The following is an 18,320-nucleotide window of genomic DNA, read 5'->3' on the forward strand; positions in this document are numbered from 1 at the left end:
ACCGCTGCAGGATGGATTTCTTTGGATAAAAGAAAGGCGCATCCGTGGATGCGCCTTCTCGTGAACTGGCGGAGCGGACGGGACTCGAACCCGCGACCCCCGGCGTGACAGGCCGGTATTCTAACCGACTGAACTACCGCTCCGCAGCCGGAGCCGACTCACATCGACTCCGGGCAACTCATCAAGACGCTTAGTTGACGGCGTCTTTCAGGGCCTTGCCAGCTTTGAAGCCCGGGATCTTGGCAGCAGCGATGTTGATCGGCTTGCCAGTCTGCGGGTTACGGCCGGTACGGGCAGCACGCTCTTTGACAGCGAAGGTGCCGAAGCCAACCAGAACAACGGAATCACCAGCTTTCAGGGCACCAGTAACGGATTCGATTACGGCGTCCAGTGCACGGCCAGCAACAGCTTTCGGGATATCAGCAGATGCTGCGATGGCATCGATCAGTTCCGACTTGTTCACTCTTAAGTCCCCTTATTTCGTGAGTTGTTTCTTAGTGTTTGGTGTAAGCAAAACCGGTGCTGGGTGGGCTTCATGCCACTTAGTGTGCCGCTTTATAACAAGGGCTCAAAAAAGGTGTCAAGGAAGCTTGCCTGCTAGTGCGTGCTGATTCGCTCCTTGGATTCAGCCTCGCGCGATTCGTCTTTTGCAACAATCTCGGGAGCCGCATCAGACAAGGGCTCCGGGGCGTATTGCAGCGCAATTTGCAGGACCTCGTCAATCCATTTAACCGGTTTAATCTGCAGGTCTTGCTGGATATTTTCCGGAATATCCTTGAGGTCACGTACGTTTTCCTCAGGAATGATCACCGTCTTGATCCCACCACGGTGAGCGGCCAGGAGCTTTTCCTTCAAGCCTCCAATTGCCAGCACCTGGCCGCGCAGGGTGATTTCGCCTGTCATGGCCACATCGGCGCGCACCGGAATATTGGTCAGGGCCGAGACAAGCGCAGTGCACATGCCAATGCCAGCACTCGGACCATCCTTGGGTGTAGCCCCTTCAGGCACATGGATGTGGATATCCCGCTTCTCATGGAAATCCGCCGCGACGCCGAGGCTCTTGGCACGACTGCGCACCACGGTCAGCGCCGCCGTGATCGACTCGCCCATGACATCGCCCAGCGAGCCGGTCTTGATCAGTTGCCCCTTGCCAGGAACAACAACGGCCTCGATGGTCAGCAGCTCACCACCAACCGAAGTCCAGGCCAGCCCGGTGACCTGCCCGACCTGATCCTGTGCTTCGGCCAGACCATAGCGATACTTGTGCACCCCGAGGAACTGCTCGAGGTTGCCGGCATCAACGCACTCCTTGATACGCTTGGCGCCGGCATGCTGTTTGACGGCCTTGCGGCAAACCTTGGCAATCTGCCGCTCCAGACTACGGACACCCGCCTCGCGGGTGTAGTAACGGATGATGTCGCGTATGGCGTCCTCGGCGAAACTCAGCTCCCCCTTCTTCAGACCATTGGCTTCGGTCTGCTTGGGCACCAGGTACTTGGTGGCGATATTGATCTTTTCCGCCTCGGTGTAACCAGGCAGACGGATCACTTCCATGCGATCAAGCAAGGGCGCCGGAATGTTCATCGAGTTCGCGGTGCAGAGGAACATCACATCCGAGAGGTCATAGTCGACCTCCAGATAGTGATCGTTGAAATTGTGGTTCTGTTCCGGATCCAGCACTTCCAACAGCGCCGATGCAGGATCGCCGCGCATGTCACTGCCCAGCTTGTCGATTTCATCCAACAGGAACAGCGGATTGCGCACGCCGACCTTGGTCATCTTCTGAATCAGGCGCCCCGGCATCGAACCGATATAGGTACGGCGATGACCACGTATCTCAGCCTCATCACGCACGCCGCCCAGCGCCATGCGCACGAACTTGCGATTGGTCGAGCGGGCAATCGACTCGGCGAGAGAGGTCTTGCCCACACCAGGCGGCCCCACCAGGCAGAGGACCGGCCCCTTGAGCTTCTTCACCCGCTTCTGCACGGCGAGGTACTCAAGGATGCGTTCCTTGACCTCTTCCAGCCCGTAATGATCGGCATCCAGAATTTCTTCCGCCTTGGCAAGATCCAGACGGACCTTGCTCTCGGCCTGCCACGGCACATTGACCAGCCAATCAATGTAAGAACGTACCACCGTGGCCTCGGCAGACATCGGTGACATCTGCTTGAGCTTGTTCAGCTCGGCCGTGGCCTTGGCATGCGCCTCTTTGGTCAGGCCCGCTTCTTCGATCCGTTTTTTAAGCTCATCGATTTCATTGTGCCCTTCGTCGTCACCCAGCTCTTTCTGAATGGCCTTCATCTGCTCATTCAGGTAGTACTCACGCTGGCTGCGCTCCATCTGCTTTTTAACGCGACCACGGATGCGCTTCTCAACCTGCAACAGCTCAAGCTCGGCATCCAGCAGCGCCAGCACATGCTCGACCCGCAGCGTGAGGTCGGTGATTTCCAGAATGGCCTGTTTCTGCTCGATACGCAGCGCCATATGCGCCGCCATGGTATCGACCAGACGCCCGGGCTCATCGATGCTGTTGAGTGAGGACAAAACCTCTGCCGGGACCTTTTTGCCCAACTGCACATACTGCTCGAACTGGCTCATCAGGCTGCGCGAGAAGACCTCAGCCTCGCGCTCAGGCACTTCACCTTCTTCGAGCAACTCGACGCTGGCACGGACATGTCCATCAGCATCGGTGAAAGCCTGTACTGCCCCGCGCTGCTCACCTTCGACCAGCACCTTGACGGTGCCGTCCGGCAACTTGAGCAACTGCAGCACAGTGGCCACGGTTCCCATCCGATAGAGCGCATCCGGAGCCGGATCATCGTCCGCCGGGTTCTTCTGGGCCAGCAGGAGAATCTGCTTATCTCCCGTCATCGCCGCTTCAAGAGCTTCGATGGACTTTTCCCGCCCCACGAACAGCGGGATGACCATATGCGGATACACCACCACATCGCGCAGCGGCAACAGAGGCAATTCGACGGTTGTCTTCATGAGTTCAGCTCTACAACGGACTCGGAGGCCTGCCCTTGCAGGCAGGCGGATGAACCTAAGATGGGGGTGGGCCCGGGAAAAAACAAGCGCAATACTTGGAATCGCAATGCCCAGAAATAACAAGGGGCCCGAAGGCCCCTTGTCGAGTTACGCGTCTGGCGCGGCCTTGGCCGGCTGTTCGCTATTCTCGTAGATCAATAAGGGCTTGGAGTTGCCGGCAATGACGCTCTCGTCGACAACCACCTTGCTGACATCCTTCTGGGAAGGAATCTCATACATGGTGTCGAGCAGGACGCCTTCGAGAATCGACCGCAGACCACGGGCGCCGGTTTTGCGCTCCAGAGCCTTGTGCGCGACAGCCTTGAGGGCATCGGCACGGAACTCCAGATCAACACCTTCCATCTCGAACAGCTTGGCGTACTGCTTGGTGAGAGCATTCTTCGGCTCGGTCAGAATCTGCATCAGGGCAGCTTCATCCAGCTCGTCGAGGGTCGCAATCACCGGCAGACGACCAACGAACTCCGGAATCAGACCGAACTTGACCAGATCGTCGGGCTCGATATCACGCAGGGTCTCACCAATCTTCTTGCCGGTATCAGGACTGCGCACCTCGGCATTGAAGCCGATGCCCCCCTTGGTCGAGCGCCCCTGAATCACCTTTTCCAGACCAGCGAAAGCACCGCCGCAGATGAACAGGATGTTGCGCGTATCGACCTGCAGGAACTCCTGCTGCGGATGCTTGCGGCCACCCTGGGGCGGAACCGAGGCCACAGTGCCCTCAATCAGCTTGAGCAGCGCCTGCTGTACGCCTTCGCCCGACACATCGCGGGTGATCGACGGGTTGTCCGACTTGCGCGAAATCTTGTCGATTTCATCGATGTAGACGATGCCCATCTGGGCCTTCTCGACATCGTAGTCGCACTTCTGCAGCAACTTCTGAATGATGTTCTCGACATCCTCACCCACATAACCGGCTTCAGTCAGTGTGGTGGCATCAGCAATGGTAAACGGCACATTGAGCAGGCGAGCAAGAGTCTCGGCCAGCAGCGTCTTGCCGGAACCGGTCGGACCGATCAGCAGGATGTTGCTCTTGCCGAGCTCAACGTCATCTTTCTTCTCGCGCTGATTGAGGCGCTTGTAGTGGTTGTACACCGCTACAGCGAGCACCTTCTTGGCACGTTCCTGACCGATCACATACTGATCGAGAATGCTGCTGATCTCCTTCGGAGCCGGCAGCTTGTGCGCGTTACTTTCGGCCTGAGCTTCCTGCACCTCCTCGCGGATGATGTCGTTGCACAGATCGACGCACTCGTCGCAGATAAATACCGACGGGCCGGCAATCAGTTTGCGCACTTCATGCTGGCTTTTGCCACAGAAGGAGCAATACAGCAGCTTGCCGTTTTCCTCGCCGTTGCGGGTATCAGTCATTAGATCAATCCAAATCCGGATGGCTTGTAAAACAAGATGGAGGCAAATGCGGGCATTTTCAAGTCCGCAAACCTCTGCCGCGCATCAGCCGGCAGAGGTCATACACTGCGTCACGCAGTGGCCGGACGCTTGCTCAGAACCTGATCGATCAGGCCATATTTCACGGCATCCGGGCCGCTCATGAAGTTGTCACGGTCGGTGTCGCGGGCAATCACATCCAGCGGCTGACCAGTGTGGTGCGCCAGCACATTATTCAGGCGCTCGCGGATGGTCAGAATCTCGCGCGCATGGATCTCGATATCCGAGGCCTGCCCCTGGAAGCCACCCAGCGGCTGGTGAATCATCATCCGCGAATGCGGCAGGCAGTAGCGCTTACCCGCTGCACCGCCAGCCAGCAACAGGGCACCCATGCTGCAAGCCTGACCGATGCAGATGGTCGATACATCCGGCTTGATGAACTGCATGGTGTCGTAGATCGACATACCGGCCGTCACCGAACCACCCGGCGAGTTGATGTACAGATGAATGTCCTTGTCCGGGTTTTCCGCCTCAAGGAACAGCAACTGCGCCACCACCAGGTTGGCCATGTAGTCCTCAACCTGACCAACCAGGAAGATCACCCGCTCCTTGAGCAGGCGGGAATAGATGTCATAGGCACGTTCGCCACGGGCCGACTGCTCGACCACCATCGGCACCAGACCGCCAGCGGCCTGGACATCAATCATTTGCGGCATGAAAGGATTTGCGGACATGTGCTGCGACACTCCCTTAAGTCATGTCTCTATAGACGCATAAGCCAGCACGAAGGCTGGCTTATGGTGTGTACTCGAACGAGGCGAGAGGATCAGTCGGCTTGCGGAGCTTCTGCCGGCTTGACTGCTTCTTCGTAGGAGACCGCTTTATCGGTCACTTTGGCCTGCTGCAGAACAGTATCTACAACTTGCTCTTCGAGCACAACCGAGCGCACTTCGTTCAGCTGCTGCTCGTTCTTCAGGTACCAGGCAACTACCTGCTGCGGCTCCTGATAAGCGGACGCCATCTCTTCGATCAGCTCGCGAACACGGTTTTCGTCAGGCTTCAGCTCAGTCTTCTTGACCACTTCAGCAACGATCAGGCCCAGCACCACGCGACGCTTGGCCTGCTCATCGAACAGCTCAGCCGGCAGCTGATCTGGCTTGATGTTGCCGCCGAACTGCTGCACAGCCTGCACGCGCAGACGGTTCACTTCATTGGCGATCAGCGCCTTCGGCACTTCAACCGGGTTGGCGGCCAGCAGACCTTCCATTACCTGATTCTTGACCTTGGACTTGATGGCCTGACGCAGCTCGCGCTCCATGTTCTTGCGCACTTCGGCGCGGAAGCCGTCGATACCGCCTTCCTTGATGCCAAACAGAGCAAAGAACTCATCGTTCAGCTCCGGCAATTGCGGCGCAGAAACGCTGTTGACGGTGATGGTGAACTCAGCAGTTTTGCCGGCCAGATCCAGATTCTGGTAATCAGCCGGGAAAGCCGGGTTGATCACGCGCTCTTCGCCAGCCTTGACACCCACCAGAGCCTCTTCGAAGCCCGGGATCATGCGGCCGGAGCCCAGCACCAGCGGGGTACCCTTGGCCGAACCGCCAGCGAAAGCCTCGCCATCGATCTTGCCAACGAAATCGATATTCAGCTGATCGCCATTTTCGGCAGCACGCTCAACAGCTTCGAAGCGGGTGTTCTGCTTGCGCAGGATTTCCAGCATGTTGTCGACATCGGAGTCCTGTACTTCAGCCTGTTGACGCTCGATGGTCAGACCCTCGAAGCCAGCCAGCTGAATTTCCGGGAACACTTCGAAAGTCGCGACGTATTCCAGATCCTTACCCTTCTCGAACACTTTCGGCTCGACCGCCGGAGCGCCGGCCGGATTCAGCTTCTGGGCAACGATGGCTTCGTAGTAGGTCGCCTGGATCAGATCGCCCAGCGCTTCCTGACGCGCACTGTCTTCGTAGCGCTGACGAATGACGCTCATCGGCACCTTGCCCGGACGGAAGCCCGGAACCTTGGCGCGACTGGCAGTCTGCTGCAGACGCTTGTTGACTTCGGTCTCGATACGCTCGGCCGGGACGCCAACGGTCATGCGACGCTCAAGGGCGGAGGTGCTTTCAACAGAAACTTGCATGGATATTCCTCGTTGCACAGACGTAAGCCGGCGTTCCGGCCTCAATAAAGGCCAGCATTCTAGTGGGAAGAAATGCAGAAGTCATCCGCCCGAAAGGGCGAAAAGATCATATAAAAGAAGGAAATATGGTGCGGACGGAGAGACTCGAACTCTCACGCCTTGCGGCGCTGGAACCTAAATCCAGTGTGTCTACCAATTCCACCACGTCCGCGGAGGGGGTACTGCAGAAAAGCAAACGCCAGGCTAAAGCCTGGCGTTTGGAATATGGGGTGGACGATGGGAATCGAACCCACGACACCAGGAGCCACAATCCTGTGCTCTACCAACTGAGCTACGCCCACCATATTGCATTGCTTGCACTACACTGCCTGCGCCGATGTACCAGATGGCACGCCCGGCAGGACTCGAACCTGCGACCATCCGCTTAGAAGGCGGATGCTCTATCCAGCTGAGCTACGGGCGCTTATTCATCTGCATTCATTGCGGAGCGCAGATCAACAGCTCGGCTTATGCAGACCAGCTGCACCACCGTCTTACCCAGCTAGAAGCTGTGCTCGACAAGCGGGGCGCATGTTATCGACAGAGCCCCACCCCGTCAACCGAAAATTTAAAAAAAGTTCAGTGAGATAAAGGAGTTACAGGAAAAACCAAGGCGCGCGCCTTTGCCGGCCACGCCGCACATGCGAGAATAGGCCAACTGTTTTTAATCCTCCTACTGGTTAACCAAGCGTTATGACCGCACACCTGATCGACGGCAAGGCGATCGCCGCCAACCTCCGCCAGCACATTGCCCAACGCGTTGCCGAGCGGCGCCAACAGAACCTCCGCGCGCCCGGCCTGGCCGTGATTCTGGTCGGCAGCGACCCTGCATCCCAGGTTTACGTGTCGCACAAGCGCAAGGATTGCGAGGAAGTCGGCTTTCATTCTGTGGCCCACGACCTGCCCGCTGAAACCAGCCAGCAGCACCTGGAAACACTGATCGACCAGCTGAACGATGACCCGACCATCGACGGCATCCTCGTACAACTACCGCTACCTGCCCACCTCGACGCCTCGCAGCTTCTGGAGCGCATCCGCCCGGACAAAGACGTTGACGGTTTCCATCCATTCAACATTGGCCGCTTGGCTCAGCGCATCCCCCTGCTGCGCCCCTGCACCCCAAAAGGCATCATGACCCTGCTGGAAAGCACAGGCGTTGACCTCCACGGCCAGCATGCCGTCATCGTTGGCGCCTCCAACATCGTCGGCCGCCCCATGGCTCTGGAACTGCTCCTTGCCGGCAGCACCGTAACCGTCACCCATCGATTCACCCGAGACCTTCCCGGACACCTCGCCAGCGCCGACATCGTGGTAGTCGCAGCCGGCAAGCCCGGCCTGGTAAAAGGTGAATGGATCAAGCCCGGCGCCATCGTCATTGACGTGGGCATCAACCGCCAGGCAGACGGCAAACTGGTCGGAGACGTCGAGTTCGAAGCAGCAGCCGAACGTGCCGGCTGGATCACCCCCGTCCCCGGCGGTGTCGGCCCCATGACCCGCGCCTGCCTGCTGGAAAACACTCTCTACGCCGCTGAACACCTACACCAGTAGCCGCATACCCCAGACAAGCCCCGACCACACTGTGCTCGGGGCTTTTTTGTGCCTATCTTTCCTTGCATTCCTTACGCGAACACATCAACCACCACTCAACCCCAGCCGCAAGATTTTCACCAACCCTATTTACTCGATAAATATCGGCATTATAATCACTCGAAAGCCAAAATCGTACGCTAACCGCTGTTGGAGTTCGCAGAATGATCGAAGTTACCGAGGCATCGATTGCCGAGTTGCGTGCCGCACTCGAATCCGGGCGCACCACCGCCGTCGAGCTGGTCAAGGCCTACCTGGCCCGGATTGAGGCTTATGATGGACCAGACAGCGACACCCACCTGAACGCCGTGGTGGTACGCAACCCGGAGGCCCTGAAAGAGGCGCAAGCCTCCGACACCCGTCGCGCCCATGGCCAAACTCTGGGGCCACTGGATGGCATCCCCTACACCGCCAAGGACAGCTATCTGGTCAAAGGCCTCACCGCAGCATCCGGCAGTCCGGCCTTCAAGGATCTCGTCGCCCAGCGTGATGCATTCACCGTCGAACGCCTGCGCGCTGCCGGCGCCATCTGTCTGGGCAAGACCAATATGCCGCCGATGGCCAACGGCGGCATGCAGCGCGGGGTCTACGGCCGCGCCGAAAGCCCTTACAACGCCAGTTACCTGACCGCCCCCTTCGCCTCCGGCTCCTCGAATGGTGCCGGTACGGCTACAGCTGCCAGCTTCGCCGCCTTCGGCCTGGCCGAGGAGACCTGGTCCAGCGGTCGCGGCCCGGCCTCCAATAACGGGCTTTGCGCCTACACCCCCTCGCGCGGCGTGATCTCGGTGCGCGGCAACTGGCCGCTGACGCCGACCATGGACGTCGTGGTGCCCTATGCACGGACCATGGCCGACCTGCTCGAAGTGCTCGATGTGGTAGTCGCTGACGATCCGGATACCCGTGGTGACCTCTGGCGCCTGCAACCCTGGGTACCGATTCCAAAAGCCTCCGAGGTTCGCCCCGCCTCCTATCAGGCGCTGGCCGCAAAAGCCGAGGTACTCAAGGGCAAGCGCCTGGGCGTGCCACGCATGTACATCAACAAGGATGAGATGGCCGGCACCAGCGAGAATCCCGGCATTGGCGGCCCGACCGGCCAACGAATCAACACACGCCCCAGCGTCATCACCCTCTGGGAAGCCGCACGCAAAAGCCTGGAGGCCGCCGGCGCAGAAGTCGTCGAAGTCGATTTCCCGCTGGTCTCCAACTGTGAAGGCGACCGCCCCGGTGCACCGACCGTCTTCAACCGCGGCATCATCAGCCCCGAATTCCTCCATGACGAGCTGTGGGAGCTCTCAGGCTGGGCGTTCGATGAATTCCTGCAAGCCAACGGTGACCCGAAGCTGAACCGCCTGGCTGACGTCGACGGCCAGCAGATTTTCCCACACGACCCAGGCACCCTGCCCAACCGTGAAGGCGATCTGGCCGCCGGCATGGACGAGTACGTGAATATGGCCAAGCGTGGCATCAAGCCCTGGGATCAGATCCCGACCGTTCCCGACGGCCTGCGTGGCCTGGAAAAGACCCGCAAGCTCGACCTTGAGGACTGGATGGACCAGCTAGGCCTGGATGCGGTCTTGTTCCCGACTGTGGCGGATGTTGGACCGGCCGATGCCGATATTAATCCGGATTCCGCTGACACCGCCTGGAGTAACGGCATCTGGGTGGCCAATGGCAATCTGGCAATCCGTCACCTCGGAGTGCCAACCGTCACAGTACCGATGGGTGTGATGGCTGATATCGGTATGCCTGCAGGTCTCACCTTTGCCGGGAGGGCCTACACTGACAACGAGTTGCTACGCCTAGCTTGCGCATTCGAAGCCACCGGTTCCAAGCGCCAGATACCACCACGCACCCCACCGCTTTCTACCCGCTAAGCGCCAATAAAAAAGCCGCTCAAGTGAGCGGCTTTTCCATTCAGGCATTGATTACTCAGCCAGGCGCCAAGTGGTGCCGCCCTTGCCGTCTTCCAGTACAACGCCCATAGCGGTGAGCTGGTCGCGGATGCGGTCGCTTTCGGCCCAGTTCTTGTTGGCGCGAGCCTGCAGGCGCGCAGCGATCAGGGCTTCGACTTCGTCGGCATCGACCTTGCCGGCGGCGCCAGCCTGGAGGAACGCATCCGGCTCCAGTTGGAGCACGCCGAGCACGCCAGCCAGTTGCTTGAGCTGGGCGGCCAGGCCGGCGGCAGCCTGTTCATCCGACTCGCGCAGGCGGTTGACCTCGCGGATCATCTCGAACAGCACGGCGCAGGCTTCCGGCGAGTTGAAGTCATCGTCCATGGCCGCGCCGAAGCGCTCGACGTATTCCTCACCGCCAGCCGGCGCCACTTCAGGCAGGCCCTTGAGGCCGTTGTAGAAGCGCTCCAGGGCGCCCTTGGCTTCCTTGAGGCTCTCTTCGGAGTAGTTGATCGGGCTGCGGTAGTGGCTGGACACCAGCAGGTAACGCACCACTTCCGGGTGGTATTTCTCCAGCACTTCGCGGATGGTGAAGAAGTTGCCCAGGCTCTTGGACATCTTCTCGCCGTCCACGCGTACCGCGCCGGCATGCATCCAGGCCTTGGCGTAGAGCTTGCCGGTGGCCGCCTCGCTCTGCGCGATCTCGTTCTCGTGATGCGGGAACACCAGGTCCGGGCCACCGCCGTGGATGTCGAAGGTCTCGCCCAGGCAGCAGGTGGACATCACCGAGCACTCGATGTGCCAGCCCGGCCGCCCCTTGCCCCAGGGCGAATCCCAACTCGGCTCGCCCGGCTTGGCGCCCTTCCACAGCACGAAGTCCAGCGGGTCTTCCTTGATCTCGTCGACCTCGATGCGCGCGCCGATCTTCAGCTCGTCGATCTTGCGCCGCGACAGCTTGCCGTAGGTCTCGAACTTGGTGACGCGGTAGTACACGTCGCCATTGCCCGGGGCGTATGCGTAGCCCTTGTCGATCAGGGTCTGGATCATCTGGTGCATGCCGGCGATATGGCCGGTGGCGCGCGGCTCGATGTCCGGGCGCAGCACGTTCAGGCGCGCCTCGTCCTCGTGCATGGCGGCGATCATGCGCTCGACCAGCGCCTCGAACGGCTCGCCGTTCTCGTTGGCGCGCTTGATGATCTTGTCGTCGATGTCGGTGATGTTGCGCACGTAGGTCACGTCATAGCCGCGCGCGCGCAGCCAGCGGGTGACCACGTCGAAGGCGACCATCACGCGGGCATGGCCGATATGGCAGAAGTCGTACACGGTCATGCCGCACACGTACATACGCACGCTGTTGCCTTCCAGCGGCTGGAAGACGTCCTTGGTCTTGGAGAGGGTGTTGTAGATGGAAAGTGCCATTTACTGACCCCAGGAGTCGCGCAGGGTGACTGTACGGTTGAACACCGGCTTGCCCGGCTGGGTGTCCTTCAGATCGGCGACGAAGTAGCCTTCGCGCTCGAACTGGAAGCGCTCTTCCGGCACGGCGTTGGCCAGCGACGGCTCGGCGCGGCAGCCGGTGAGAACGACCAGCGAATCCGGGTTGATGTTGTCGAGGAAGCTGCCGCCCTCCTCGCTCTTCTCCGGGTTGGCGGAGCGGAACAGGCGGTCGTACAGGCGCACTTCGCACTCGACGCTCTCGGCGGCCGGCACCCAGTGGATCACGCCCTTGACCTTGCGGCCTTCCGGGTTCTTGCCCAGGGTGTTTTCGTCATAGGAGCAGCGCAGCTCGACGATATTGCCGGCGGCGTCCTTGATCGCCTCGTCGGCGCGGATCACATAGCTGCCGCGCAGACGCACTTCGCCGCCGGGGATCAGGCGCTTGAAGCCGTCAGGCGGGGTTTCCTCGAAGTCGCTGGCGTCGATGTAGATCTCGCGGCTGAACGGCAGCACGCGCTGGCCCATGTCCTGCTTCGGGTGGCGCGGCAGTTCGAGGTTCTCGACCTTGCCTTCCGGGTAGTTGGTGATCACCACCTTGAGCGGCTTGAGCACGCACATGGCGCGCGCGGCGTTGGCGTCCAGGTCCTCGCGAATGGCGAATTCCAGCATGCCGATATCGACCACGCCGCCGGCGCGGTTGACGCCGATCATGTCGCAGAAGGTGCGGATTGAGGCCGGGGTATAGCCACGGCGACGGTAGCCAGACAGGGTCGACATACGCGGGTCATCCCAGCCCTGCACATGCTTCTCGTCGACCAGCTGCTTGAGCTTGCGCTTGCTGGTGACGGTGTAGTTCAGGTTGAGGCGGGCGAATTCGTACTGACGCGGCTGCGCCGGCACCGACAGGTTGGCCAGGAACCACTCGTAGAGCGGGCGGTGATCCTCGAACTCCAGGGTGCAGATGGAGTGGGTGATGCCTTCCAGCGCGTCCGACTGACCGTGGGTGAAGTCGTAGCTCGGGTAGATGCACCATTTATCGCCGGTCTGGTGGTGATGGGCGTGGCGGATGCGGTAGAGGATCGGGTCGCGCAGGTTGATGTTCGGCGAGGCCATGTCGATCTTGGCGCGCAGCGAACGGGCGCCGTCCGGGAACTCGCCGTCCTTCATGCGGGCGAACAGGTCGAGGTTCTCTTCCACGGAGCGATCGCGGAACGGGCTGTTCTTGCCCGGCTCGGTCAAGCTGCCGCGGTACTCGCGCATCTCATCGGCATTCAGATCGCAGACGAAGGCCTTGCCGGCCTTGATCAGCTCGATGGCCCAATCATGCAGCTGGTCGAAGTAATTGGAGGCGTAGCGTTCCTCGCCGGCCCATTTGAAGCCCAGCCACTCGACGTCGGCCTTGATCGCGTCGATGTATTCCTGGTCTTCCTTGGCCGGATTGGTGTCGTCGAAACGCAGGTTGCACTCGCCGCCGAATTCCTGGGCCAGGCCAAAGTTCAGGCAGATACTCTTGGCATGGCCGATATGCAGGTAGCCGTTGGGTTCCGGCGGGAAGCGCGTGATGATCTTGGCGTGCTTGCCACTTTCCAGATCGGCTTGAACGACGGGGCGCAGGAAGTTGGCAGCTTTTTCGACGGTGGGCTTGCTCATGGGGTCCTTGATTCTTGCAGTGTGCGGCGAGGGTAGGCCGCCTGGGACAAAGCCCGTATGATAGCGAACCCGTCAAGCCCCCGACAGAGCACTTTTGCCTCTGCCGGTCGATTCCTGGCCCATGCCGCCGGCTCTGCCGCGCCAGGCACTGGCATCAGCCCGCAACCTAACGGATATCACCATGATCAAGCTGCACACCAATCACGGCGTCATCACCCTGGAACTGTTTGCCGACAAGGCCCCGGAAACCGTGGCCAACTTCGAGCAGTACGTGAAGGATGGTCACTACAACGGCACCATTTTCCACCGTGTGATCAGCAACTTCATGATCCAGGGCGGCGGCTTCGAGCCCGGCATGAAGCAGAAAGCCACCCGCGCCACCATCAAGAACGAAGCCAACAACGGCCTGTCGAACAAGGTCGGCACCATTGCCATGGCCCGCACCATGGAGCCGCATTCGGCTTCGGCGCAGTTCTTCATCAACGTCGCCGACAACAGCTTCCTCAACCACAGCGCTCCGACCATTCAGGGCTGGGGCTATGCCGTGTTCGGTCAGGTCGTGGACGGTCTGGACGTCGTGATGAAAATCAAGGATGTCGCCACCACCATGAAGGGCGGCCATCAGGACGTGCCGGTCGATGACGTGATCATCGAAAAAGCAGAAGTGGTTGCCGAGTAAGCTCCTTGGCCACACTGCTGATCTCCGATCTGCATCTGCAAGAAGAACGCCCGGACATCACCCGGGCGTTTCTGCATTTTCTTGCAACCCGAGCCCGCCAGGCCGACGCCCTGTATATCCTCGGCGACTTTTTCGAGGCCTGGGTGGGTGATGACGGCATGTCCGCTTACCAGCAAGGCATCGCCCGCGCCCTGCGTGAACTTACGGACAGTGGCGCCCGCCTTTACCTGATGCACGGCAACCGCGACTTCCTGATCGGCAAGCGGTTTTGCCGGGAAACAGGCGCCAAGCTGCTGAACGACCCCAGCCTAGTCAGCATCGAAGGACAGCGCGTCCTGCTGATGCATGGCGACAGCCTGTGCACCCAGGATCTGGCCTACATGAAACTGCGCCGCTGGCTGCGCAACCCGCTGACACTGTTCATTCTCCGTCACCTGCCACTCAGCACCCGTTTCAAGCTGGCGCGCAAGCTGCGCAGCGAGAGCAAAGCACAGACCCGCATGAAGGCCGCCGAGATCATCGACGTGACGCCCGAGTTGATTCCGCAGGTACTGGCCCGGCATGGCGTCACCACTCTGATCCATGGCCATACGCACCGTCCGGCCACTCATGACCTGCTGATCAACGGTCAGCCAGCACAGCGCATCGTGCTCGGTGACTGGGACAAGTTCGGCTGGGTCCTGCAGATCGACGAGACGGGATTCCAGCAGGTGTCTTTCCCGCTCAACTGAGCCCTCTTCGCAGGCCACAGCACATATCCAGCCTCTCCTGCTTGACGGCGAAGCCCCCTCTGCGCAGCATTCGCGCAATTTTCCCGCAGTCAAGGACAGATAATGGAAATCTCCAGCGGCGCTCCCTCGAAAAACACCCTCATCAAATACGTCGGTGCCCCCCTGCTGGTGGCTGCCGCAGGCTTTGCCACCTTCAACGGCGTGTTCTTCTACAACGAAGCCGGCTTTGCCACCCACGTGCGCACCATCTTCGGCGAAGAAAAGATCGTCGATGACGTCGGTTACGCCACCAAGTGGTTCGGCCGCGCCACCCCGTGGAAGAAAGCGCTCAGCGTGCAGTCGGTACTGACCGAGGCGCTGGAAATCGACGACACGAGCGACAACGACTCACTGGGCGCCACCATTGAGGCCTTCCCCATCGTCTTTCTGGGCAACGTCGACGCCAAGGTGGAGTCCTCCGCGCGTTTCCGCCTGCCTTCTGGCGACCAGTTCCTGAAGATTGCTCAGGAGTACCGCAACCCGGAAAACTTCATCAAGACCGCTCTGGTTCCGGCCATCAAGGAAACCCTGCAGGCCACAGCCTCGCTGATGAGTGCCGATGACTACTACGCCGGCGCGCGCAGCGAATTTGCCGCCGAGTTCGAGAACCAGCTCAACGACGGTCTCTACCTGATCAAGCGCCGCGAAGTACGTGCTCCGCGCGGCCATCAGCCAAGCCAGACCGCCATTCTTCAGGCTGGCACTGAACAAGGCGCATTTGGCGACAACAATGCCAGCCAGTTCATCACCGAGAAGGTGGTCGACGACAAAGGGCTGCCCGTTCGCAAGCAACAGCAGTTCCGCAAGTACGGTGTGGAAGTGGTCGAGGCGCGCATTACCAACGTCGACCCCAACCCCCAGTACAAGCAGCGCATGGTCAAGGTCCAGCAGGCGCTGGCCGAGCTGGCCGTGGCCCGGCAGAACCGCCTGAAGGAAGAGGAAGAGAAGCTCCTGGTCACCGCCCGCGGTGAGAAGGAAGTCGAAGCCCGCCGCCAGGAAACCCTGCGCGATCAGATCGAACAGACCACCCAAGCCGAGACCGAGAAGCAGCTGGCCGTGATCAATGCCGAGCGCGAGAAGCAGCGTGCCGAGATCGAGAAGCAGACCGCCGAGCTGCTGCGTGACAAGGCCAGCATCACCGCCCAGGCCACCAAGATCACCGCGGACGCCGAAGCCTATGCGCGCAAGGCCGTGATCGAGGCGGACGGTGCCCTGCAGCCCAAGCTGGATGCTCTGGTGCAGATCAACAAGGTATGGGCCGAGGCTGCCTCCCAGGCGCCGGTACCGAGCGTGATGATGGGCGCCGGCAGCGGCAGCGCCAGCAGCCGTCAGGACGAAATCGGCCAGTTGATGGGCGTGCTGGCCACCAAGGCCGCACGCGATCTGGCGCTGGACCTGAAAGTGAAGGAATAAGGTTCTTCTGCCATAAAAAAGCGCCAACCGGCGCTTTTTTTGTTTTATCAGGCTGCAAGCATCGGCACACCGGAGTGAAAGCGAAACTCGCTATCCGGGCTTTCGATCAGCTCCTGCTCCACGGCCCTCACCCTGGCAACACTGCGCTCCACATCCGCCGCGTCGCCATACTGATAGGCAAAGCGCAGATAGTTCTGGAAGTGCCGGGCTTCCGACTTCAGCAGGCCGAAGTAGAACTTGCTCAGTTCCTCGTCCAGATGCGGCACCACGGCCTCAAACCGCTCACAGGAGCGTGCCTCGATAAAGGCACCCACCACCAGCGTATCCACCAGTTTATGCGGCTCATGCGTCCGCACCACAGCCCTCAAACCAGAGGCATAACGGCTGGCCGAAACCGGGCGCAGACCGATCTTGCGCTTCTTCAGAATCCGCAGCACCTGCTCGTGATGCACCAGCTCCTCACGGGCAAGGCGGGACATGTAGTTGATCAGGTCCAGATGCTGGCCGTACTTGGCAATCAGACTCAGCGCCGTCGAAGCGGCCTTGAACTCACAGTTTTTGTGATCGAGGAGCATGATCTCCTGCTGCTGCACGGCCGCCTGAACCCAGGCGTCGGGGGTGCGACAGCCAAGGAAGTCGTGAATTTCAGGCAGCATGTGCATTCTCCCCGGCGCAGGGCCGTTCATTCAGCAAGCAAATCCGCCGTTATCAGTCACCGTCAGGGAAGGGCACCGATAACTGGCTAGAGTCATAAAGGCGGCGCATTATACGAAGCTCTACGCACAGGGCCAGTGCGGTTTGATATGCGTCAACAACAGTTTCGACACGCACAATTACAGTGGCTACATCTAAAAAGTCACACCTCTCAGGGAGATACACATGCAAGCCATCCGCAGCATTCTGGTAGTTCTTGATCTCAGCCAGCCCGAAGGCCTGGCGCTCAAGCGCGCCAAGCTGATCGCTGGCGTTACCCAGTCGCACCTGCACCTGCTGGTCTGCGACAAGAAGCACGATCACTCAGCCTATCTGGCTGACCTGCAGAAGAGCCTGCAGGCTGAGGGCTACAGTGTCACCACTCAGCAGCTGTGTCTGAACACCCTGCACGAAACCATCATCGCTGCACTGCAGGAAGAAGCCTGCGGTCTGGTCATCAAGCAACACGTACCGGAAAACCCGCTGAAGAAAGCCATCCTGACCCCGGATGACTGGAAGATTCTGCGCTACACCCCCTGCCCGGTACTGATCGTGAAAACCGACACCCCATGGACCGAAGGCACCATCCTGGCCGCCATCGACGTGGGCAACAGCGATGCCAAGCACCGTACCCTGAACACCAGCATCGTCGCCAATGCCGCCGAAATTGCCCGTGTCGCCAAGGCCGACCTGCACCTGCTGAGCGCACACCCGTCGCCGATGCTGTCAGCCGCAGACCCGACCTTCCAGCTGTCGGAAACCATCCACGCCCGCTACCTGGAACAGTGCAAGAGCTACGCCGAGCAGTTCGACGTGAGCGATGCGCAGATCCACGTCGAAGAGGGCCCGGCCGACGTACTGATCCCGCACATCGCCAGCAAGCTGAACGCAGGAGTTGTCGTACTGGGTACCGTAGCCCGCACCGGCCTGTCCGGCGCGCTGATCGGCAACACCGCCGAAGTGGTACTGGACATGCTGGAGTGCGATGTCGCCGTACTCAAGCCGGATGATGTGCTGGACCACCTTGAGTCAGTGGTTGAGCAGCACTAAGTCAGCCCGAGCAACAAAAAAGGCCACCTAGACGGTGGCCTTTTTATTTACGCCCTGGGTCAGACACGGATTTCCATGCCTTCGAGTAGAAACTTCGGCGCGATATAGCGCTCGTAATGCGCCTCGGACAGCAGGAAGAACTCGCGGTCGATCGCATCGCGCAACTCGCTCAGGTTGCGCTCACGAAACTCGGGAAGGATCACGATGCCGTAGGCATCGACTTGCTGAATCAGCCGGGCAGCACGGGCAATCAGCTGATAAGCCCAGCAATAAGGCGACTGCTCGGGATTGAAGCGCACCTGACGCTGAACCAGCTGGGCGCGCAGCCGCTGTTCGTCGAACACCTCGAGCTTGGCCGCCACCACCTGCACCAGCAAAGCCTCCAGACGCCGCCAGACAGCGCCCTTTTCGCTCTCGGAATACAGGTTCCAGTTCACCACCTCATGGTGAAAACGCTTGCAGCCACGACACACCAGATCCCCATAGACCGTGGAGCAGAGACCGACACAGGGAGTTTTGATCAGGTGGTTTGACAT

The 18,320-nt window shown here is 60.2% G+C and carries 15 protein-coding genes and 4 tRNA genes; 6 read left to right on the forward strand and 13 right to left on the reverse strand.

The features are described 5' to 3' along the window. Positions 1-66 precede the first annotated feature (66 nt). The 9 genes from CK486_RS13385 to CK486_RS13425 form a co-directional block, all read right to left on the reverse strand. A tRNA-Asp gene (locus tag CK486_RS13385) sits at positions 67-143 on the reverse strand. Positions 144-190: 47 nt separating this feature from the next. After that, on the reverse strand, positions 191-463 hold the full coding sequence (gene hupB, locus CK486_RS13390; RefSeq protein WP_003282502.1) for a nucleoid-associated protein HU-beta: 273 nt from the start codon (positions 461-463) through the stop codon (positions 191-193). Positions 464-597: 134 nt separating this feature from the next. Further along, positions 598-2,991 (reverse strand): endopeptidase La, encoded by a 2,394-nt coding sequence (gene lon / locus CK486_RS13395; protein WP_095940810.1) that lies wholly within the window; start codon positions 2,989-2,991, stop codon positions 598-600. 147 nt (positions 2,992-3,138) lie between these two features. Further along, a complete protein-coding gene (gene clpX / locus CK486_RS13400; protein WP_095940811.1) occupies positions 3,139-4,419 on the reverse strand; it encodes an ATP-dependent Clp protease ATP-binding subunit ClpX in 1,281 nt (426 codons plus the stop codon). Positions 4,420-4,529: 110 nt separating this feature from the next. Continuing rightward, complete coding sequence (clpP, locus tag CK486_RS13405; RefSeq protein ID WP_095940812.1) at positions 4,530-5,171, reverse strand: ATP-dependent Clp endopeptidase proteolytic subunit ClpP; 642 nt, start codon at positions 5,169-5,171, stop codon at positions 4,530-4,532. A gap of 92 nt (positions 5,172-5,263) precedes the next feature. Next, complete coding sequence (tig, locus tag CK486_RS13410) at positions 5,264-6,574, reverse strand: trigger factor (protein WP_095940813.1); 1,311 nt, start codon at positions 6,572-6,574, stop codon at positions 5,264-5,266. 126 nt (positions 6,575-6,700) lie between these two features. After that, a tRNA-Leu gene (locus tag CK486_RS13415) sits at positions 6,701-6,785 on the reverse strand. 54 nt (positions 6,786-6,839) lie between these two features. Continuing rightward, positions 6,840-6,915 (reverse strand) — tRNA-His (locus tag CK486_RS13420). A 45-nt stretch (positions 6,916-6,960) separates the two neighbouring features. Continuing rightward, positions 6,961-7,037: transfer RNA gene (locus tag CK486_RS13425), tRNA-Arg, on the reverse strand. 269 nt (positions 7,038-7,306) lie between these two features. On the opposite strand from CK486_RS13425, the gene folD reads away from it, so the two are divergent. Together folD and CK486_RS13435 are read left to right on the forward strand one after the other, a co-directional pair. Beyond that, the gene (gene folD / locus CK486_RS13430; protein ID WP_095940814.1) at positions 7,307-8,161 is read left to right on the forward strand and encodes a bifunctional methylenetetrahydrofolate dehydrogenase/methenyltetrahydrofolate cyclohydrolase FolD; all 855 of its coding nucleotides are present in this window, start codon (positions 7,307-7,309) and stop codon (positions 8,159-8,161) included. Positions 8,162-8,364: 203 nt separating this feature from the next. Next, positions 8,365-10,074, forward strand: a complete 1,710-nt coding sequence (locus CK486_RS13435) for an amidase (protein WP_095940815.1) — start codon at positions 8,365-8,367, stop codon at positions 10,072-10,074. 51 nt (positions 10,075-10,125) lie between these two features. On the opposite strand, the gene cysS is transcribed toward CK486_RS13435, so the two are convergent. Next, positions 10,126-11,511: a cysteine--tRNA ligase gene (gene cysS, locus CK486_RS13440; RefSeq protein WP_095940816.1), complete on the reverse strand. Its 1,386-nt coding sequence runs from the start codon at positions 11,509-11,511 to the stop codon at positions 10,126-10,128. Then, on the reverse strand, positions 11,512-13,179 hold the full coding sequence (locus CK486_RS13445) for a glutamine--tRNA ligase/YqeY domain fusion protein (RefSeq protein ID WP_095940817.1): 1,668 nt from the start codon (positions 13,177-13,179) through the stop codon (positions 11,512-11,514). It lies immediately after the preceding gene. 181 nt (positions 13,180-13,360) lie between these two features. On the opposite strand from CK486_RS13445, the gene CK486_RS13450 reads away from it, so the two are divergent. From CK486_RS13450 to CK486_RS13460, 3 genes are all read left to right on the forward strand, one after another. Beyond that, the gene (locus CK486_RS13450; protein WP_095940871.1) at positions 13,361-13,858 is read left to right on the forward strand and encodes a peptidylprolyl isomerase; all 498 of its coding nucleotides are present in this window, start codon (positions 13,361-13,363) and stop codon (positions 13,856-13,858) included. 5 nt (positions 13,859-13,863) lie between these two features. Further along, entirely contained in the window at positions 13,864-14,589 is a 726-nt protein-coding gene (gene lpxH / locus CK486_RS13455; protein ID WP_095940818.1) for a UDP-2,3-diacylglucosamine diphosphatase, read from the forward strand. Between the two features lie 102 nt (positions 14,590-14,691). Beyond that, positions 14,692-16,041 (forward strand): SPFH domain-containing protein, encoded by a 1,350-nt coding sequence (locus tag CK486_RS13460; RefSeq protein WP_095940819.1) that lies wholly within the window; start codon positions 14,692-14,694, stop codon positions 16,039-16,041. A gap of 47 nt (positions 16,042-16,088) precedes the next feature. On the opposite strand, the gene CK486_RS13465 is transcribed toward CK486_RS13460, so the two are convergent. After that, positions 16,089-16,697, reverse strand: a complete 609-nt coding sequence (locus CK486_RS13465) for a tRNA-(ms[2]io[6]A)-hydroxylase (protein WP_095940820.1) — start codon at positions 16,695-16,697, stop codon at positions 16,089-16,091. A 223-nt stretch (positions 16,698-16,920) separates the two neighbouring features. On the opposite strand from CK486_RS13465, the gene CK486_RS13470 reads away from it, so the two are divergent. Further along, a complete protein-coding gene (locus CK486_RS13470) occupies positions 16,921-17,784 on the forward strand; it encodes a universal stress protein (protein WP_095940821.1) in 864 nt (287 codons plus the stop codon). Between the two features lie 59 nt (positions 17,785-17,843). On the opposite strand, the gene CK486_RS13475 is transcribed toward CK486_RS13470, so the two are convergent. Continuing rightward, on the reverse strand, positions 17,844-18,320 hold the full coding sequence (locus tag CK486_RS13475) for a DUF1289 domain-containing protein (RefSeq protein ID WP_095940822.1): 477 nt from the start codon (positions 18,318-18,320) through the stop codon (positions 17,844-17,846).

Source organism: Pseudomonas sp. HAR-UPW-AIA-41 (genome assembly GCF_002304225.1).
Classification (GTDB): Bacteria; Pseudomonadota; Gammaproteobacteria; order Pseudomonadales; family Pseudomonadaceae; genus Aquipseudomonas.

What these genes read in the sequence shown, in the direction of transcription:
- clpX (WP_095940811.1), bottom strand. Translation starts at nt 4,419, where the DNA reads ATGACTGATACCCGCAACGGCGAGGAAAACGGCAAGCTGCTGTATTGC.
- CK486_RS13460 (WP_095940819.1), top strand. Translation starts at nt 14,692, where the DNA reads ATGGAAATCTCCAGCGGCGCTCCCTCGAAAAACACCCTCATCAAATAC.
- CK486_RS13445 (WP_095940817.1), bottom strand. Translation starts at nt 13,179, where the DNA reads ATGAGCAAGCCCACCGTCGAAAAAGCTGCCAACTTCCTGCGCCCCGTC.
- CK486_RS13465 (WP_095940820.1), bottom strand. Translation starts at nt 16,697, where the DNA reads ATGCTGCCTGAAATTCACGACTTCCTTGGCTGTCGCACCCCCGACGCC.
- CK486_RS13435 (WP_095940815.1), top strand. Translation starts at nt 8,365, where the DNA reads ATGATCGAAGTTACCGAGGCATCGATTGCCGAGTTGCGTGCCGCACTC.
- lon (WP_095940810.1), bottom strand. Translation starts at nt 2,991, where the DNA reads ATGAAGACAACCGTCGAATTGCCTCTGTTGCCGCTGCGCGATGTGGTG.
- clpP (WP_095940812.1), bottom strand. Translation starts at nt 5,171, where the DNA reads ATGTCCGCAAATCCTTTCATGCCGCAAATGATTGATGTCCAGGCCGCT.
- cysS (WP_095940816.1), bottom strand. Translation starts at nt 11,511, where the DNA reads ATGGCACTTTCCATCTACAACACCCTCTCCAAGACCAAGGACGTCTTC.
- CK486_RS13470 (WP_095940821.1), top strand. Translation starts at nt 16,921, where the DNA reads ATGCAAGCCATCCGCAGCATTCTGGTAGTTCTTGATCTCAGCCAGCCC.
- CK486_RS13450 (WP_095940871.1), top strand. Translation starts at nt 13,361, where the DNA reads ATGATCAAGCTGCACACCAATCACGGCGTCATCACCCTGGAACTGTTT.
- CK486_RS13475 (WP_095940822.1), bottom strand. Translation starts at nt 18,320, where the DNA reads ATGTCAAACCACCTGATCAAAACTCCCTGTGTCGGTCTCTGCTCCACG.
- folD (WP_095940814.1), top strand. Translation starts at nt 7,307, where the DNA reads ATGACCGCACACCTGATCGACGGCAAGGCGATCGCCGCCAACCTCCGC.
- tig (WP_095940813.1), bottom strand. Translation starts at nt 6,574, where the DNA reads ATGCAAGTTTCTGTTGAAAGCACCTCCGCCCTTGAGCGTCGCATGACC.